The sequence below is a fragment of the Pseudomonas sp. ABFPK genome (genome assembly GCF_001586765.1).
Lineage (GTDB): Bacteria > Pseudomonadota > Gammaproteobacteria > Pseudomonadales > Pseudomonadaceae > Aquipseudomonas > Aquipseudomonas asiatica.
In genome coordinates this window covers 73,298-91,251 of record NZ_LQXW01000009.1, presented here as the reverse complement: position 1 = coordinate 91,251, position 17,954 = coordinate 73,298, and the positions used below count along the sequence as shown (strand labels likewise).

Below are 17,954 nucleotides of genomic sequence, written 5' to 3'. Positions count from 1 at the left end.
TGCCTTTATGTGCAGCAGCTCGTAGCTTGAAGCGTGCAGCTGTTCCCAGCTACCGGAGGGACCATGAGCTACGTTATAGATCGACGCCTGAACGGCAAGAACAAGAGCACGGTGAACCGCCAGCGCTTCCTGCGGCGGTACCGCGAACACATCAAGAAAGCCGTCGAAGAGGCGGTGAGCCGCCGTTCCATCATGGACATGGAACATGGCGAGCAGATCAGCATTCCGGGGCGCGACATCGACGAACCGGTGCTGCACCATGGTCGCGGGGGCAAGCAGACCATCGTGCATCCAGGCAACAAGGAATTCACTGCCGGTGAACACATCCCAAGGCCACAAGGCGGCGGCGGTGGCAGCGGCCGCGGCAAGGCAGGCAACTCCGGCGAGGGCATGGACGACTTCGTCTTCCAGATCACCCAGGAAGAATTCCTCGAGTTCATGTTCGAGGACCTCGAGCTACCCAACCTGGTCAAACGTCACCTGACCGGGGCCGACACTTTCAAGACCGTGCGCGCTGGTATCGCCAACGAAGGCAACCCGTCACGCATCAACATCGTGCGCACACTGCGTTCAGCCCATGCCCGGCGTATCGCCCTGACCGGCAGCAGCCGCGCATTACTGCGCGAAGCACAAAAGGAACTCGCCCGCCTGAAGGTCGAGGAACCGGACAACTTCACCGATATCCAGGAAGTCGAGCACGAGATCGAACGCCTGAAGGCACGCATCAACCGCCTGCCCTTCCTCGACACCTTCGACCTCAAGTACAACCTGCTGGTCAAGCAGCCCAACCCCAGCTCCAAGGCTGTGATGTTCTGCCTGATGGACGTGTCCGGCTCGATGACCCAGGCCACCAAGGACATCGCCAAGCGTTTCTTCATCCTGCTGTACCTGTTCCTCAAGCGTAACTACGACCGCATCGAAGTGGTGTTCATCCGCCACCACACCAGCGCTCGTGAAGTCGACGAGGAAGAATTCTTCTATTCGCGGGAAACCGGCGGCACCATCGTTTCCAGCGCACTCAAACTGATGCAGGAGGTCATGGCCGAACGCTACCCGGCCAGCGACTGGAACATCTACGCCGCCCAGGCCTCCGACGGCGACAACTGGAACGACGACTCGCCGATCTGCCGCGACATCCTGGCCAAGCAGATCATGCCGCATGTGCAGTACTACACTTACGTTGAAATCACCCCGCGTGAACACCAGGCGCTGTGGTACGAATACGAGCGCATCGGCGAAGCCTTCCCCGATACGTTCGCCCAGCAGCAGTTGGTATCGGCCGGCGATATCTACCCGGTCTTCCGTGAACTCTTCCAGCGCAGGTTAGCCACATGACCGCCAGAGCACAGAGACGCCAACCTATTTCCACCGGGTCCGAGTGGACGTTCGAACTGATCCAGACCTACGACCGGGAAATCAGCCGCCTGGCCGAGCGTTACGCCCTGGACACCTACCCCAACCAGATCGAGGTCATTACCGCCGAGCAGATGATGGACGCCTACGCCTCGGTCGGCATGCCGCTGGGTTATCACCACTGGTCCTACGGCAAGCAGTTCCTCAGTACGGAGAAGTCCTACAGCCGTGGCCAGATGGGCCTGGCCTACGAGATCGTGATCAACTCCGACCCGTGCATCGCCTACCTGATGGAAGAAAACACCATGTGCATGCAGGCACTGGTGATCGCCCACGCCTGCTACGGCCATAACAGTTTCTTCAAGGGCAACTACCTGTTCCGCACCTGGACCGACGCCAGCTCGATCATCGACTACCTGGTGTTCGCCAAGCAGTACATCGCCCAGTGCGAAGAGCGCCATGGCATCGATGCCGTAGAAGACCTGATCGACTCTTGCCACGCCCTGATGAACTACGGCGTCGACCGCTACAAGCGGCCTTATCCGATTTCCGCCGAAGAGGAGCGGCGGCGGCAGAAGGAGCGCGAGGAGCACCTGCAGCGGCAGATCAATGACCTTTGGCGGACCATTCCGAAAAGCGCTGACAAGGGTAACGAGCGCGATGATGCGCGCTTCCCCGCCGAACCGCAGGAAAACATCCTGTATTTCATCGAGAAGAACGCCCCGCTGCTGGAGCCCTGGCAGCGTGAAGTGGTGCGCATCGTGCGCAAGATCGCCCAGTATTTCTACCCGCAGCGCCAGACCCAGGTGATGAACGAAGGCTGGGCGACATTCTGGCACTACACGCTGATGAACGACCTGTACGACGAGGGGCTGATCACCGAAGGCTTCATGATGGAGTTCCTGCAGTCGCACACCAGCGTGGTATTCCAGCCCGGCTTCGACAGCCCCTACTACAACGGCATCAACCCCTACGCACTGGGCTTTGCGATGTATACCGACATCCGCCGCATGTGCGAAAACCCGACCGAAGAAGATCGGCGCTGGTTCCCCGACATTGCCGGCAGCGACTGGCTTTCTACAATCAAGTTCGCCATGAGCAGCTTCAAGGACGAGAGCTTCATCCTGCAGTACCTGTCGCCGAAGGTCATTCGCGATCTGAAGCTGTTCAGCATCCTCGATGACGACCAGCGCGACGACCTGTATGTACCTGCCATCCACGACGAGGCCGGCTACCGGACCATTCGCGAACTACTGGCGGCGCAGTACAACCTGGGCAACCGCGAACCGAACGTGCAGATCTGGAGCGTTGACCGCCGCGGCGACCGCTCGCTGACCTTGCGTCACCAGCAACACAACCGCAAACCGCTGGGCGATTCTACCGATGAAGTGCTCAAGCACCTGCACCGCCTGTGGGGCTTCGACATCCACCTGGAGACCGTCCAGGGCGAGCAGGTGATGAAAACCCACCACATGCCACCACGCGGCGAGCACGGCGAAAGCGCCGACTATGGCCGCATGGATCTGGCTGTCATTCACCACCTCTAGTGCAACTTCAAGGCTGCCGACGGGTTATCCTGTCGGCAGTTATGGAGAGCTGCACATGCACATCTACAAAGTTGGCGGCGCCGTGCGCGACCGCCTGCTCGGCCGCCCTGTCAGCGATATCGACTGGCTGGTGGTCGGCGCCACGGTCGAGGAAATGCACGCTAAGGGCTTTCGACCGGTCGGCGCTGATTTCCCGGTGTTCCTGCACCCGCAAACCGGCGAGGAATACGCCCTGGCGCGCACCGAGCGCAAGAGCGGGCGGGGCTACGGCGGCTTCACTTTCCACGCCAGCCCCGATGTGACCCTGGAAGAAGACCTGATCCGTCGTGACCTGACCATCAATGCAATGGCCGAGGACGAGACGGGTACGGTATACGATCCCTATCATGGCCAGGACGATATCGACCAGCGCCTTTTACGCCATGTTTCCCCGGCATTCGCCGAAGATCCATTGCGTGTGCTGCGAGTTGCGCGCTTTGCTGCCCGTTATGCACCGCTGGGATTCCGGGTTGCCGATGAGACGCTTGAGCTGATGCGTCAGATCAGTGCCTCTGGCGAATTGCAGGCACTGACCGCCGAGCGCAGCTGGAAGGAAATCGAGCGGGCGCTGATGGAGGCGCAGCCGCAGGTGTTCTTCCAGGTGCTGCATGCTTGTGGGGCCCTGCAGGAGCTGCTGCCAGAGCTAGATGACGCCCCTCAGGCCCTGGCGGCGCTGGAACAGTCGGCAATGCACGAACAGCCCCTGCATGTACGCTGGGCCTGCCTGCTGCAGTCGCTGACACCGGCCGCGATCAAAGCCATCAACCAGCGCCTGAAGGCGCCGCGGGAGTGCCAGGAGCTGGCGCTGCTGACGGGTGAGTGCCTGAAGCTGGGCAACCAGGCGCAGGAGTTGCCCGCCACGGCACTGCTGGGGCTGCTGCAGAAGTTCGATGTGTACCGGCGGCCACAGCGATTCGAAGACTTCCTGATCGCTTCCGAGATGGCAGCGCTGGGCGAGGGCAAAGCGGGTTATCCACAGTCCGAATACCTGCGAGGGGCAGCGGCGGCTGCGCGGGCAGTGGATGTCAAGCCGTTGGTGCAGGTTGGGCTGACTGGCCAGGCCTTGGGTGAAGCGCTCAAAGGTGAGCGGCTGAAAGCCCTCGAAGCTTACAAGCTCGGTTGAACATACCAGCCCCTTCGCGGCTAAAGCCGCTCCCACAGATACGGCGTTGCTCTCGAGGTTGTCGCTGTACCTGTTGGAGCGGCTTTAGCCGCGAAAGGGCCGGTACAGGCTTACGCGGGAGTCAGCTGCAACCCACGCCACTCAAAGGCAACCGGCGCCAGCACCTGATCAATCCGCGCCTCCTGCCACAACTGCGCCATTGTCTTGCCTACCCCCGGATGCACAAGCTCCGGCGCCAGCAGCGACAGCGGCCACAGCACAAAGGCGTTTTTCAGGATCTCGGCCCGAGGCAACACCAGCCCATCGAACGTACCGTGCAAGTCGTCATACATCAGCACGTCGATATCCAGCGGCAGCCCCTTGCGGTCCGGGGCATAGCGGCCATTGTCGGCCTCGATGAACTTCAATCGGCGGTCCAGTTCGATCAACGGCAACGCAGTCTGCCCAGTCACCACGAAGTTGATGAACGGACCGCTCTTGATCCCCACCGCCTGGCTTTCGAACGCCGGCGAGCAGCGCATGTCGGTCAGGATGCCTGCCAACGCATCGAGCCCGGCGCACAAGTGCACCGCGCGATCGATGTTGCTGCCAAGGCCCAGGTAAACCGTGCTCAGAGACATCCGCGCTCGATCTCCACGCCAACACCGCCACGGGCCGCCGGTACCGCACCCGGCTTGGTCAGCTTCAACCGCACCCACGGGATGTGGAACTCCTCCATCAACGTCGCCACCAGGCGCTCGGCGAAAGTTTCAACCAACTCGAAACGCGCCTGTTCGGCAAACGCCTGGATACGGGCCGACACACTGGCATAATCCAGCGCCAGGTTCAGGTCGTCACCCGCCGCAGCCGGGCGGTTATCCCAGGCAAAGCTCAGGTCCAGGCGCAAGCACTGGCGAATATCCCGCTCCCAGTCATAGGCACCGATGACGGTATCGACTTCCAGGCCTTCGATGAACACTCTGTCCAAGCACTTCTCTCCACAGCACGACAAGGGCGACTGGCGCCGTTAGAATCAGGGCGTCCTCGCCCGGAATAGTTAGCATGTTTTGGTTACTGGCGTTGCTCGCCTACCTGCTCGGCTCGCTGTCCTTCGCCATCGTCCTCAGCCGCCTTACGGGCAGCCCGGACCCGCGTTCCAGCGGTTCAGGCAATGCCGGCGCCACCAACATGCTACGCCTGGCAGGCCGCAAACTGGCGATCCTGACCCTGCTTGGCGACCTGTGCAAGGGCCTGTTGCCGGTATTGCTCGCCCGCGGTGCCGGGCTGGACCTGCACGCGCAGGCCTGGGTTGGCGTGTGCGCAGTGCTGGGCCACCTGTTCCCGCTGTACTTCCGCTTCCAGGGCGGCAAGGGCGTGGCAACCGCCGCCGGCATGCTCATGGCCCTGTACTTCCCGGCCGCGCTGCTGGCCATTGGCGCCTGGCTGCTGACCTTCTACCTCACCCGCACCAGCTCGCTGGCGGCGCTGATCGCCACACCGCTGACCTTGCCGTTGCTGGCCTGGCGCGAGCCAGAGGCCCTGCTACCGATCACTGTGCTGACGGCAATGATCGTATGGCGCCACCGCAGCAACCTTCGCGACCTGTTCGCAGGCCGCGAACGGCACTTCTAACGCTTAAACCGGCGGCAACTGCTCCATCGGCCAGCGTGCCTGCACGCTGATTGCCAAGTCCTGCTTTTGCCCGGCCAACAACCGCTGGCAGCCGGCATAGGCGATCATCGCGCCGTTGTCGGTGCAGAACTGCGGGCGCGCGTAGTACACGTTGCCCTTGATGCTGCCGAGCATGTCCTCGAGGGACGCACGCAAGGCCTTGTTGGCGCTGACGCCACCAGCAATGACCAGGCGCTTGAGGCCTGCCTGCTTCAACGCCCGCTTGCACTTGATGGTCAAAGTCTCCACCACCGCCTGCTGGAATGCCAGGGACAGGTCGCAACGGGTTTGCTCACTGTCGTCGCCGGCATCGCGGCACTGCTGCCAGGTGTTCAGGGCAAAGGTTTTCAGGCCGCTGAAGCTGAACTCCAGGCCCGGGCGGTCGGTCATCGGCCGCGGGAACACGAAGCGGCCAGGCACGCCGCGCTCGGCCAGGCGGGCGATTTCCGGGCCACCGGGGTAGTTCAGGCCGATCAGCTTGGCGGTCTTGTCGAACGCTTCGCCGGCGGCGTCGTCCAGGCTCTCGCCCAGCAGCTCGTACTGGCCGATGCCATCGACCCGCACCAGCTGGGTGTGACCACCGGAAACCAACAAAGCGACGAACGGAAACTCCGGTGGGTTTTCCTCCAGCATGGGTGCCAGCAGGTGGCCTTCCATGTGGTGTACGCCAATCGCAGGGATGTCCCAGGCAAAGGCCAGCGCCTGGGCACAGGAGGCCCCCACCAGCAGGGCACCGACCAGGCCAGGGCCCGCGGTGTAGGCGATGGCGTCGATCTCGGTGGCGACGCAGCCGGCCTCATCCAGCACCTGGCGGATGAGTGGCAGCATGCGCTTGACGTGGTCGCGCGAGGCAAGCTCAGGCACCACACCGCCGAACACGCGGTGCAGGTCGATCTGGCTGAACAGCGCGTCGGCCAACAAACCGCGTTCGCTGTCGTATAATGCGACGCCAGTTTCGTCGCAGGATGTTTCCAATCCCAGTACTAGCATGGGTTCGTCCCTTGTAGGGGCTGAATTCGAAGCCGCGCATGATAGTCCCCGTGTCGGATGCCGACCAGCGGTTTTCGATCAGAGGCTTTGCATTCCGGCTTGCTAAGGGTTAACATCCGCAACCCTTGAAAACCGACGTTCTCCAGCACACCTTTGTTTTGCCAGGAGCACGTCTACCCCGGTAATGAATTAAGGTAGCCCTGGATGCCAGCCGTCAAAGTTAAAGAGAACGAACCCTTCGACGTAGCTCTGCGTCGTTTCAAGCGCTCCTGCGAAAAAGCCGGTGTACTGGCTGAAGTTCGTAGCCGCGAGTTTTACGAGAAGCCGACCGCCGAGCGTAAGCGCAAAGCAGCTGCTGCTGTTAAGCGTCACGCCAAGAAAGTTCAGCGCGAACAGCGCCGCGCCGTTCGTCTGTACTAATACAGACGTTCTACGCAAAGCTTCTGCCCTGCCCGGCTAACCGCCGGGCGATGGCAGTGGTCGCTTCAAACTTGAGCAGCTAGCTCAAGGCCCTGCACAAGCTTCATGCGAACTGCACATGGGCAACCTGCCTGAAACGTCAGAGCTGGTCCTCCTTGTTGTATGACCAGACGTGCACGTCCGACTGACGAGCCCTCAGGGGCTGGCGACGAGCACACATTCCCTCGCACTTTCCCAAGCGGCACTCGCCCCATTCGGCGCGTGAGCGATTAGACTTGCCAGCTGCCAGATGACGAGACTGCCATGGCCGGGCTGATTCCCCAGAGTTTCATTGACGACCTTATCAACCGCCTCGACATCGTCGACGTGGTGAGTTCGCGCGTCCAACTGAAAAAAACCGGCAAGAACTATTCCGCCTGCTGCCCGTTCCACAAGGAAAAAACCCCTTCCTTCACGGTCAGCCCCGACAAGCAGTTCTACTACTGCTTCGGCTGCGGCGCCGGCGGCAACGCCCTGGGCTTCGTAATGGACCACGACAACCTGGACTTCCCCCAGGCGGTCGAGGAGCTGGCCCGCGCCGCCGGCATGGAAGTACCCCGCGAGCAAGGTCGCCGCGACCACAAGCCGCGCCAGCCAACCGATTCGCCGCTGTACCCGCTGCTGGACGCCGCCTCGGAGTTCTACCGCCAGGCCCTGCGCAGCCACCCGACCCGCAAGGCAGCGGTGGATTACCTCAAGGGCCGCGGCCTGTCCGGGGAAATCGCCCGTGACTTCGGCCTGGGCTTCGCCCCGCCAGGCTGGGATAACCTGCTCAAGCACCTGGGTGCCGACACCCTGCAGCAGAAGGTGATGATCGATGCCGGCCTGTTGATCGAAAACGCCGAAAGCGGCAAGCGCTACGACCGTTTCCGCGACCGGGTGATGTTCCCGATCCGCGACAGCCGCGGACGCATCATCGCCTTTGGTGGCCGAGTGCTCGGCGACGACAAGCCCAAGTATCTGAACTCCCCGGAAACCCCGGTGTTCCACAAGGGCCAGGAACTCTACGGCCTGTACGAGGCACGCAAGCACAACCGCAACCTCGACGAAATCATCGTCGTCGAGGGCTACATGGACGTCATTGCCTTGGCCCAGCAGGGCCTGCGCAACGCCGTGGCCACCCTCGGCACCGCCACCAGCGAAGAGCACCTCAAGCGCCTGTTCCGCGTGGTACCCAGCGTGCTGTTCTGCTTCGACGGGGACCAGGCCGGGCGCAAGGCCGCCTGGCGCGCCCTGGAGTCGACCCTGTCGAACCTGCAGGACGGCCGCCGCGCGCGCTTCCTGTTCCTGCCCGAAGGCGAAGACCCGGACAGCCTGGTGCGCGCCGAAGGCACCGACGCCTTCATGGCCCGCATCAACCAGCACGCCCAGCCGCTGGCCGATTACTTCTTCGAGCAGCTAAGCGTTGAAGCCGACCCGCGCTCGCTGGAAGGCAAGGCGCACATGGCGACCCTTGCCGCACCGCTGATCGAAAAGATCCCCGGCGCCAACCTGCGCCAGCTGATGCGCAACCGCCTTAAGGAAATCACCGGCCTCGACCCGCAGCAGGTCGAGCAACTGGCGCAACACGCCCCGGCCACCAGCAGCGTGCCGGACTACGACCCTGGCTACGACTATGACGCCATGGCCAGCTATACCCCCAATTACGGCGACATGCCGCAGCACGACTTCGCCCCCGTTCATCAGGAACAGGAGTGGAAGCCGAACAAGGGCGCTGGCAAGAAGCAGTGGGGCGACAAACCCTGGGACAAGAACCGCAAGGGTGGCAAGCCATGGCAGCAGCGTGACGAAGCACCACCACGCGTACCGGCCCCGGTCGAGCCTCCCACCCTGGCCGCCCTGCGCACCTTGCTGCACCACCCTCTGCTGGCCGGCAAGGTGGAAGATGCCAGCCACTTCGCCGATGAAGAACACTTGTACAGCCAGCTGCTGGTGGCACTGATTGAAGCCGCGCAGAAAAATCCTGGGCTAAGCTCAATGCAGTTGATCGCACGCTGGCACGGCACCGAACAGGGGCGCCTGCTGCGGGCCTTGGCGGAAAAGGAATGGCTGATCGTGGCCGACAACCTTGAACAACAGTTTTTCGACACTATAACTAGCTTGTCCGCCCGCCAACGCGAGCGCAGCCTGGAACAACTGCTCAGGAAATCACGTCAAAGCGAATTGACCAGCGAGGAAAAAACCCAGCTCCTCGCCCTGCTGAGCCGGAATGTTCCCGCACAAACGCCGACCTCATCTGGCGCGTGAGGCCCATGCTCGGGTATAATCCTCGGCTTGTTTTTTGCCCGCCAAGACCTTCAGTGGATAGGGTGTTATGTCCGGAAAAGCGCAACAGCAGTCTCGTATCAAAGAGTTGATCACCCGCGGTCGTGAGCAGGGCTACCTGACTTACGCGGAGGTCAACGACCACCTGCCTGAGGATATTTCAGATCCGGAACAGGTGGAAGACATCATCCGCATGATCAACGACATGGGGATCAACGTATTCGAGAGTGCTCCGGATGCGGATGCCCTTCTGTTGGCGGAAGCCGACACCGACGAAGCCGCGGCCGAAGAAGCCGCTGCTGCGTTGGCGGCAGTTGAAACCGATATCGGCCGCACGACCGACCCGGTGCGCATGTACATGCGCGAAATGGGCACCGTCGAGCTGCTGACCCGCGAAGGCGAGATCGAAATCGCCAAGCGTATCGAGGAAGGCATCCGTGAAGTCATGGGCGCCATCGCTCACTTCCCGGGCACTGTCGACTACATTCTCAGCGAATATGACCGTGTCACCAGCGAAGGCGGCCGTCTGTCGGACGTTCTCAGCGGTTACATCGATCCTGACGACAATATCGCCGCGCCGACCGAAGAAGTGCCGATCCCGGGCACCAAGGCCGCCGCTGCGAAGGAAGAGTCCGACGACGACGAGGACGAATCCGAAAGCGGTGACGACGAGGAAGAGGCCGAGAGCGGCCCGGACCCGGAAGTCGCCCGTCAGCGTTTCGGCGCGGTCAACGACCAGCTTCAGGCCACCAACAAGGTTCTGAAGAAGAATGGTCGCACCCACCAGGAAAGCATCGACGCCCTGCAGGCCCTGGCCGATTTGTTCATGCCGATCAAGCTGGTACCGAAGCAGTTCGAGGTACTGGTAGAGCGTGTTCGTGACGCCCTGAACCGCCTGCGCCAGCAGGAACGCGCCATCATGCAGCTGTGCGTGCGTGACGCCCGCATGCCGCGTGCCGACTTCCTGCGCATGTTCCCGAGCAACGAAACCGACCAGACCTGGAGCGGTGACCTGGCCAAGCGCAACACCAAATGGGCTGCCGCCCTGGGTGAAAAGGACGCTGCCATCGTCGCTTGCCAGCAGAAGCTGATCGACCTTGAGACCGAAACCGGCCTGACCGTTGCCGAGATCAAGGAAATCAACCGTCGCATGTCGATCGGTGAAGCCAAGGCCCGCCGCGCCAAGAAAGAAATGGTCGAGGCGAACCTGCGTCTGGTGATCTCCATCGCCAAGAAGTACACCAACCGTGGCTTGCAATTCCTCGACCTGATCCAGGAAGGCAACATCGGCTTGATGAAAGCGGTGGACAAGTTCGAATACCGTCGCGGCTACAAGTTCTCGACCTATGCCACCTGGTGGATCCGCCAGGCGATCACCCGTTCGATCGCCGACCAGGCGCGCACCATCCGTATTCCGGTGCACATGATCGAGACGATCAACAAGCTCAACCGTATTTCCCGCCAGATGCTGCAGGAAATGGGTCGCGAACCGACCCCGGAAGAGCTGGGCGAGCGCATGGAAATGCCTGAGGACAAGATCCGCAAGGTACTGAAGATCGCCAAAGAGCCGATCTCCATGGAAACCCCGATCGGTGACGACGAAGATTCGCACCTGGGCGACTTCATCGAGGACTCGACCATGCAGTCCCCGATTGACGTGGCCACGGTCGAAAGCCTCAAGGAAGCCACTCGTGACGTGCTCTCGGGCCTGACCGCACGCGAAGCCAAGGTGCTGCGTATGCGCTTCGGTATCGACATGAACACCGACCACACCCTCGAAGAGGTGGGCAAGCAGTTCGACGTGACCCGCGAGCGGATCCGTCAGATCGAAGCGAAGGCGTTGCGCAAACTGCGCCACCCGACTCGCAGCGAGCATCTGCGTTCCTTCCTCGACGAGTGATGACAAAACCCCGGCCCAGGCCGGGGTTTTTCTTTTCCGGCTGTTGCGCAAAATCTGAATTCTGGCGCGATCTCTGCGGGAGCAGCCTTGTGCTGCGAAGAGTCCATTGCAACAGTAGATGATCTTTGGCCTAACTGGCGTCTTCGCAGCACAAGGCTACTCCTACAGGGGGCGCGCATGCCATGAAGGCCATGCAGGCCGCCCCACACCCGCAAGGCCCTGTTGCCTCTGACAAAAGACCCTGCCCTCCACCGCACATCTGCAGCAATGCCCGTCTACACTCGACTTCATACCACTTGAATGTGAGGCCGCTATGCCGCTGATGCCGGCCATCCTGTTGCTGCTCCTGATCTTGTGGAACACAACGGCCGGCGCCCTGACCCTGACAGACGAGGAGAAAGCCTGGTTGGCTGCCCACCCGCAGCTGAGCCTGGGTGTAGACGCCTCTTGGCCACCGTTCGAATTTCGCGACCAGGAGGGCCGGTACCAGGGATTGGCCGCCGATTACATCGCCACGATCCAGCAACGCCTGGGCGTGACGCTCAAACCGGTCGAACCCAGCAGCTGGACCGAGGTACTGGCGCAAGCACGCGAAAGCCGCATCGACCTGCTGCCCGGCATCATGTCCACCCCCGAGCGTCAAGGCTACCTGGCCTTCACCCGGCCGTACCTCGACTTCCCCATCGTAATCCTCGCCCATAAAGGCGGTGCACAGCCGCGCAACCTGGACGACCTTTACGGCCTGAAGATCGCCGTGGTCGAAAACTACGCCCCGCACGAACTGCTGCGCACACACCACCCAGACCTCAACCTGGTGGCCCTGCCTAACGTCAGCTCCACCCTGCAGGCCCTGGCCACCGACGAAGTGGACGCCGTGGTCGGTGACCTCGCTTCAAGCATCTGGAGCCTGCGCCAGCTCAAGCTCGACGGCCTCTACGTCAGCGGCGAAACGCCCTACCGCTACCAGCTGGCCATGGCAGCCCCGCGCGACAAGAAAGTACTGGTCGGCATTCTCGACAAAGTGATAGCCGACATGAGCAGCAGCGAAGTCAGCCAGATCCAGCAACGCTGGGTGGGCAATGTGGTCGACCAACGGATGTTCTGGTCGGACCTGCTGGTGTATGGCCTGCCCACGGTGCTGGTATTGATGGCCGTGCTGGCAGCGGTCATCCGCATCAACCGCCGGCTCAGTTCGGAAATTTCACGGCGCATCGCCCTGGAGCAGGAACTGCGCAGCAGCGAGTACCACTACCGCAGCCTGGTCGAGAGCCTGTCCGCTATCGCCTGGGAGGCCGACGCCAACGACTTCACCTACAGCTACGTCTCGCCCCACGCAGAAGGCCTGCTCGGCTACCCATTGGCCGACTGGCTCAAACCTGGCTTCTGGCGCAGCATCCTGCACCCGGAGGATGCCCTCTGGGCCCAGGCCTACTGCGACAGCGAGACTGCCGCCGGCCGCGACCACAGCCTCGACTACCGGGTGATCAGGGCCGATGGCCAGCCACTGTGGGTACGCAACATCGTCAGCATGATCGAGCATGGCCACCAGCCGGTGATGCGTGGCCTGATGATCGACATCAGCGAGACCAAGCGCACCGAGGACGCCCTGCGCCTTTCCGAACAGAAGTTCGCCTCGGTGTTCCAGCAGTGCCCCGACATCCTGCTGATCGCCCGCCACAGCGACGGCTGCCTGCTGGAGGTGAACGAGGCCTTCGAAGAGCAGATCGGCCTCACCCCGAGCCAGGTAATTGGCCGCACCGCCACCGAGCTCAACCTGTGGGGCGTCGAAGGCGACGGCCCGCGGCTGCTCGAACGCCTGCACCAAGGCGGTATCCGCAACCTGGAAATGAGCTTCCGCCGCAGCAACGGCCAACTCTTCACCGGCCTGACCTCGGCCGAAACCTTTGAACTCGACGGCAACCTCGCGCTCGTGGTGGCGGTACGCGATATCAGCCAGCTCAAGGAAACCCAGGAGCAGCTACAAACCTCGGAAGAGAAATTCGCCAAGGCCTTCCATGCCTCGCCCGATGGCCTGCTGCTGTCGCGCCAGAGCGACGGTTTGCTGCTCGAAGTGAACGAAGGCTTCTGCCGCCTGACCGGCTATGACCTCAGCCCTACCATCGACCAGACCTCGCTGGACCTGGGCATCTGGGTCGACCTCAACGAGCGCAAGCGTCTGGTCCAACAGCTAAACCGCGACGGCTTCGTACGCGACTTCACGTGCCACCTGCGCCGCAGCGACGGGCAGATTCGCCTCTGCGAACTCTCTGCACGGCCGCTGCCGATTGCTGGCGACGACTGCATACTGACAATCGCCCGCGACATCACCGAGCGCCATCTGATGCAGGAAAAGCTGCAGCTGGCCGCCACCGTGTTCGAGAACACCGCCGAAGGCGTGCTGATCACCGACATCGACCAGCACATTAGTGCCGTAAACCGCGCCTTCAGCGAAATCACCGGTTACAGTGAGATCGAAGCCCTCGGCCAGACCCCACGCCTGCTCGCCTCCGGCCAGCACGACAGTGCGTTCTATGCCGCCATGTGGCACCAGCTGACCGATGAAGGCCATTGGCAAGGCGAGATCTACAACAAGCGCAAGAACGGCGAACTGTACCCCGGCTGGCTGACCATCAGCGCCGTGCGCAACAGCGAGCGCGAGATTACCCACTTCGTCGCTGTGTTCGCCGACATCTCCAGCCTCAAGCACGCCCAGGCCAAGCTTGACTACCAGGCCCACCACGATCCACTGACCGGCCTGCCCAACCGTGCCCTGTTCGAGAACCGCCTGCAGGCCGCGCTCACCTGCGCGCAGGTCTCCAACCGCAAGGGCGCGGTGCTGTTCCTTGACCTCGACCGTTTCAAGCACATCAACGACAGCCTCGGCCACCCAGTCGGCGATCTGCTGCTCAAGGGCATCGCCCAACGCTTGAAGGAGCAGGTGCGTGATGTCGACACCGTGGCCCGCCTGGGTGGCGATGAGTTCATCATCCTGCTGCCCGGCCTGCACAAACCCAGTGACGCCAGCGCCATCGCCAACAAGCTGCTGACCTGCTTCAACGCGCCATTCCAGGCTGGCGAGCATGAGTTCTTCACAAGCGCCAGCATCGGCATCAGCCTTTATCCACAGGACGGTACCGACGTTGCCACACTGATTCGCAACGCCGACGCCGCCATGTACCGCTCCAAGGCCAAGGGCCGTAACCGCGTCGAAGCCTACACCCTCGACCTCACCGCCCAGGCCAGCGAACGCATCGCCCTGGAGCACGAACTGCGCCGCGCCATCGAGCGCAACGAACTGAGCCTGTGCTTCCAGCCCAAGCTCAGCCTCAAGACACAGAGCCTGGTCGGTGCCGAAGCGCTGATACGCTGGAGCCACCCGACCTTTGGTGAAGTGCCGCCAGAGCACTTCATTCACCTCGCGGAAGAGAACGGCACCATCCTCCAGATCGGTGACTGGGTACTGGAGCAGGCCTGCCGGCAGATGCAGGCCTGGAAGATGCACTACGAACCCTTCGGCCCGTTGTCGATAAACCTCGCCGGCGCCCAGCTGCGCCATCCCCATCTTGCCAGGCGCATCGAACAGTTGCTGAAGCACTACCAGCTCACAGCCGGTGACCTGCAGCTGGAAATCACCGAAAACTTCATCATGAGCCAGGCAGAGGAAGCCTTGGCCGTGCTGTACCAGCTGAAGAAACTGGGCGTGCAGCTGGCCATCGACGATTTCGGCACCGGTTATTCATCGCTGAGCTACCTCAAGCGCCTGCCGCTGGACATTCTCAAGATCGACAAGTCGTTCATCCGCGGGCTGCCCGACGACCCTCATGACGCCGCCATCGCCCGCGCCATCATCGCCTTGGGCCGCAGCATGCAGCTGACCATCATTGCCGAGGGTGTGGAAAACCAGGCCCAGCAACGGTTCCTGGCGGCAGAAGGCTGTGAGCAGATCCAGGGCTACATCGTCAGCCTGCCCCTGCCCCCGGACGACTTCGCGGCGACGTTTCTTCGCATAGCACTATCGGATCTTTCAGATGGCACAGGTGCGAAACCCTCGTTATAATCCGGCCACTTACTGAGGGCCTATAGCTCAGTCGGTTAGAGCAGAGGACTCATAATCCTTTGGTCCACGGTTCGAGTCCGTGTGGGCCCACCAGAAAACTCAAAGGCCTACGTTGCAGAACGTAGGCCTTTGTCATTTCAGGGACTGCAGTCGTCATGTTCTCCTGACTAGGGCAACTCCTCTTGCTGGGCTATCCAGCTGTGTATGTACTGAAGAACCCGTGTCGCACCTTCGGCAGTTTCCACCGGCTCTATCGGCCGCTCACCACTGAGGAACTGATTGGGCTGCTCCATCCACTTGAACGCTGCCGCCCTGCTTCCGCGTACAGGAATGGCCAAATCCAGAATTTCCTGCAGCAGTTCAGGTTGTCCATACCAGGACTCCGGCTTGATGGTTGGTTTCCTCCCTGGAATCACTCTCGGTAGCTGACAGGCCGCAAGCTCGCCTGAATTGATGTGCTCTCGCTTCCAGTGCGCAAACTTGATCAGGTCGGTATTCGCCGAGCGGTTTTGCCCCGACGTCGGCACAACCACGCCAATCCGCACATCTGTGTGAGCACGAATCATCTGAAGTGCAGGAGCGATGTCAGTATCGTTGGTAACGATGACGGCATGGTCAACCTGCCCCGTGATCGAATCATGGTAAGCCTGGAGGGCCAAATTCACGTCGCTCTGTTTCTCCTCCACCTTCCAGGCCTGGATTTCCTGGCACTCACGCGGAGCCTTGTCCGGATTTTCAGGGTCGACGATCTTCACCTTCATTTTATTGACGGCGTAATAACCTTCGATGAGCTCTATTCGACCGTCATGCAGCTTGCGCAAAGCGGTGTGGTAGCGAGCTTGTGACGACACCGAATCGCCAGCACGGGCGACCGACTCGATGATCTTTGCCGTGAAATATTTGATCGAGGGGGATTCCAGGAGCCGCCATGCCCTGATCTGGCCATGGTTGTCCGTGACCAGTATGGAAGGCAAGATGTGCTTTTCAAAGAGAGGCAACAGGTCGAGCCACTTGTACGGTGTGCCGCGCAAGCAGCCGTAGTAGAAGTTGTAGCCGTCGATATAGATACGAGTGCGCAGAGGCTCAGAATCAAGCTTTCTCTGCATTTTTTGCACTCCAGAAACGAAAAAACCGTCTTAAGCCGGCTTTTTCCCCCTCCAACCAGATGGTCATGCCACGCCGGTCGTGAGGGTTAGTTGTTGTCGGCAGTATTGCGCAATGAGGGAGCTGATGCAAGGTGGTAGGCTGGCATCCTCGTCCTCCGAAACACAACGTTCGTGAGAGGGCCATTCTCTGCTCAGGCATGGCTATCTAAACAGCTATAAATCGTTAGATTTTGTGAGCTCCTATTCCACCCTAGACCGCACCTCGACCTGCCGGACCAATCGAGCAGTTCTGTCATTGCGGCCGATGCTTACATGCCGGCGCAGCAGCTGTAGGAGCGGCCTTGTGTCGCGAAGCGGCCCCGGGATTGCAGCACTGATGCAAAGCATGGACAACTGTCTACCCTTGCCCTGCTTACCGCAGGCTGGCTAGGCTAGCGGGTCAACCGTAGAGACTCGCCATGTCGGATTCCCGCTCCATCACGCTGGATGAAATCGATCGCCAGCTGATCGCCCTGTTGCAGATAAACGCCCGCGAAAGCGTAGCCACCCTCGCCCGCCAGCTGGGCATCGCTCGTACTACCGTCAACTCGCGTCTGGAGCGGCTGGAGAAGAACAAGGTCATCTCCGGCTATGGCGTGCGCCTGGGCCAGCGGGTTATGGGTGGTGGGCTGCAGGCGTATGTGGGGATCAAGGTGCAGCCGCGCTCGGGCAAGGAGGTGGTGCGGCGCCTGAGTGCCATGGGCCAGGTGCAACAGCTGTGCGCAGTGAGCGGCGAGTTCGATTATGTGGCCTGGCTGCGTACGGATTCGCCCGAGCAACTGGACCAGTTGCTCGACCAGATCGGCAGTGTCGACGGGGTGGAGAAGACCACCACGTCGATCATTCTCAGCAGCAAGGTGGACCGCGGGCAGCCGCTCTGAACCTGGCTGGCGGTCAGGCCTCCTGGCCGTCGAGCAGGCCTTCCAGAATCGCCGAAAGGCTTTCGGCGGAATGCTGCATCGACCAGACGATGTCACGGCTGCGCTCGGGGGCGTGATGCTGGGCGTAGTCGGTGGCGATCTGATTGAGGCCACGGGCCAGCAGGCAGGCGTGGACCAAGGCGTCTGCAGCGTCGATGCCGGGGCGTATGGCGAATAATGGCGGATGGCTGGATTCGCAGTTGCAAAAGGTTTTTTCTGCGGTGGGTTTCAGTTTTTCGGGTTGGTCGGGTAAGCGCTTGGTCATGGTATAGCCTCCAAATCACAAGGGTGATCGGCGGCCAATCGCATCCTTCTCACGGGAATTGGGTGGCAGCCATGCACGAGGTGAGAACCGGCGAACTTGGAGGCGCGTACCCGGCCAGGCAAAGCCTGCCCGCGCACAGCTGCCATAGCAGTGCGCCTCCAGAATGGTCCGCGGGTTCTCACGCCCGATCGCCGAATTTCCGGCGACCCAGTGAAGTTAACGATGAAGCAATTCCCGCGAT

Annotated in this window: 14 protein-coding genes and 1 tRNA gene; 10 read left to right on the top strand and 5 right to left on the bottom strand. The window is 61.6% G+C overall.

Annotation, left to right across the window (positions count from 1 at the left end; genetic code table 11):
- The first annotated feature begins 63 nt into the window (after positions 1–63).
- Genes WM94_RS07970 through WM94_RS07960 form a run of 3 tightly spaced genes read left to right on the top strand, consistent with a single transcriptional unit; the run spans position 64 to position 4,062 of the window.
- Positions 64–1,335: a YeaH/YhbH family protein gene (locus tag WM94_RS07970; protein ID WP_013970586.1), complete on the top strand. Its 1,272-nt coding sequence runs from the start codon at positions 64–66 to the stop codon at positions 1,333–1,335.
- A complete protein-coding gene (locus tag WM94_RS07965) occupies positions 1,332–2,900 on the top strand; it encodes a SpoVR family protein (RefSeq protein ID WP_013970585.1) in 1,569 nt (522 codons plus the stop codon). Before WM94_RS07970 ends, WM94_RS07965 begins: the two co-directional genes overlap by 4 nt.
- Before the next feature lie 55 nt (positions 2,901–2,955).
- Positions 2,956–4,062 (top strand): multifunctional CCA addition/repair protein, encoded by a 1,107-nt coding sequence (locus tag WM94_RS07960; protein WP_061550901.1) that lies wholly within the window; start codon positions 2,956–2,958, stop codon positions 4,060–4,062.
- Between the two features lie 110 nt (positions 4,063–4,172).
- Here the strand turns inward: WM94_RS07960 and folK are convergent, their stop codons facing one another.
- Complete coding sequence (gene folK / locus WM94_RS07955) at positions 4,173–4,682, bottom strand: 2-amino-4-hydroxy-6-hydroxymethyldihydropteridine diphosphokinase (protein ID WP_061550900.1); 510 nt, start codon at positions 4,680–4,682, stop codon at positions 4,173–4,175.
- Positions 4,673–5,029, bottom strand: a complete 357-nt coding sequence (gene folB / locus WM94_RS07950) for a dihydroneopterin aldolase (protein ID WP_004375185.1) — start codon at positions 5,027–5,029, stop codon at positions 4,673–4,675. The genes folK and folB overlap by 10 nt, the downstream gene beginning before the upstream one ends.
- A 74-nt stretch (positions 5,030–5,103) precedes the next feature.
- Here folB and plsY point away from each other — a divergent pair, with 74 nt between their 5' ends.
- Entirely contained in the window at positions 5,104–5,673 is a 570-nt protein-coding gene (gene plsY / locus WM94_RS07945; RefSeq protein ID WP_013970581.1) for a glycerol-3-phosphate 1-O-acyltransferase PlsY, read from the top strand.
- A gap of 3 nt (positions 5,674–5,676) precedes the next feature.
- Here the strand turns inward: plsY and tsaD are convergent, their stop codons facing one another.
- Positions 5,677–6,702 carry a tRNA (adenosine(37)-N6)-threonylcarbamoyltransferase complex transferase subunit TsaD gene (tsaD, locus tag WM94_RS07940; protein WP_023661234.1) on the bottom strand — a complete coding sequence of 342 codons (1,026 nt, stop codon included), beginning with the start codon at positions 6,700–6,702 and terminating at the stop codon, positions 5,677–5,679.
- Between the two features lie 204 nt (positions 6,703–6,906).
- Here tsaD and rpsU point away from each other — a divergent pair, with 204 nt between their 5' ends.
- The 5 genes from rpsU (at position 6,907) to WM94_RS07915 (ending at position 15,476) form a co-directional block, all read left to right on the top strand.
- Positions 6,907–7,122, top strand: a complete 216-nt coding sequence (rpsU, locus tag WM94_RS07935; RefSeq protein ID WP_003255575.1) for a 30S ribosomal protein S21 — start codon at positions 6,907–6,909, stop codon at positions 7,120–7,122.
- A gap of 303 nt (positions 7,123–7,425) precedes the next feature.
- On the top strand, positions 7,426–9,408 hold the full coding sequence (gene dnaG, locus WM94_RS07930) for a DNA primase (RefSeq protein WP_061550899.1): 1,983 nt from the start codon (positions 7,426–7,428) through the stop codon (positions 9,406–9,408).
- A gap of 67 nt (positions 9,409–9,475) precedes the next feature.
- Positions 9,476–11,326, top strand: coding sequence for an RNA polymerase sigma factor RpoD (rpoD, locus tag WM94_RS07925; RefSeq protein ID WP_013970578.1), 1,851 nt, complete (start codon positions 9,476–9,478; stop codon positions 11,324–11,326).
- 313 nt (positions 11,327–11,639) lie between these two features.
- Positions 11,640–15,383, top strand: a complete 3,744-nt coding sequence (locus WM94_RS07920) for a bifunctional diguanylate cyclase/phosphodiesterase (protein ID WP_061550898.1) — start codon at positions 11,640–11,642, stop codon at positions 15,381–15,383.
- Positions 15,384–15,399: 16 nt separating this feature from the next.
- Positions 15,400–15,476, top strand: a tRNA-Ile gene (locus tag WM94_RS07915).
- A gap of 74 nt (positions 15,477–15,550) precedes the next feature.
- On the opposite strand, the gene nicB is transcribed toward WM94_RS07915, so the two are convergent.
- Positions 15,551–16,489, bottom strand: coding sequence for a 6-hydroxy-3-succinoylpyridine 3-monooxygenase (gene nicB, locus WM94_RS07910; RefSeq protein ID WP_061550897.1), 939 nt, complete (start codon positions 16,487–16,489; stop codon positions 15,551–15,553).
- Between the two features lie 458 nt (positions 16,490–16,947).
- On the opposite strand from nicB, the gene WM94_RS07905 reads away from it, so the two are divergent.
- Entirely contained in the window at positions 16,948–17,409 is a 462-nt protein-coding gene (locus tag WM94_RS07905; RefSeq protein ID WP_015268712.1) for an Lrp/AsnC family transcriptional regulator, read from the top strand.
- A gap of 13 nt (positions 17,410–17,422) precedes the next feature.
- Here the strand turns inward: WM94_RS07905 and WM94_RS07900 are convergent, their stop codons facing one another.
- Entirely contained in the window at positions 17,423–17,713 is a 291-nt protein-coding gene (locus tag WM94_RS07900) for a hypothetical protein (protein ID WP_025337447.1), read from the bottom strand.
- Positions 17,714–17,954: the final 241 nt, after the last annotated feature.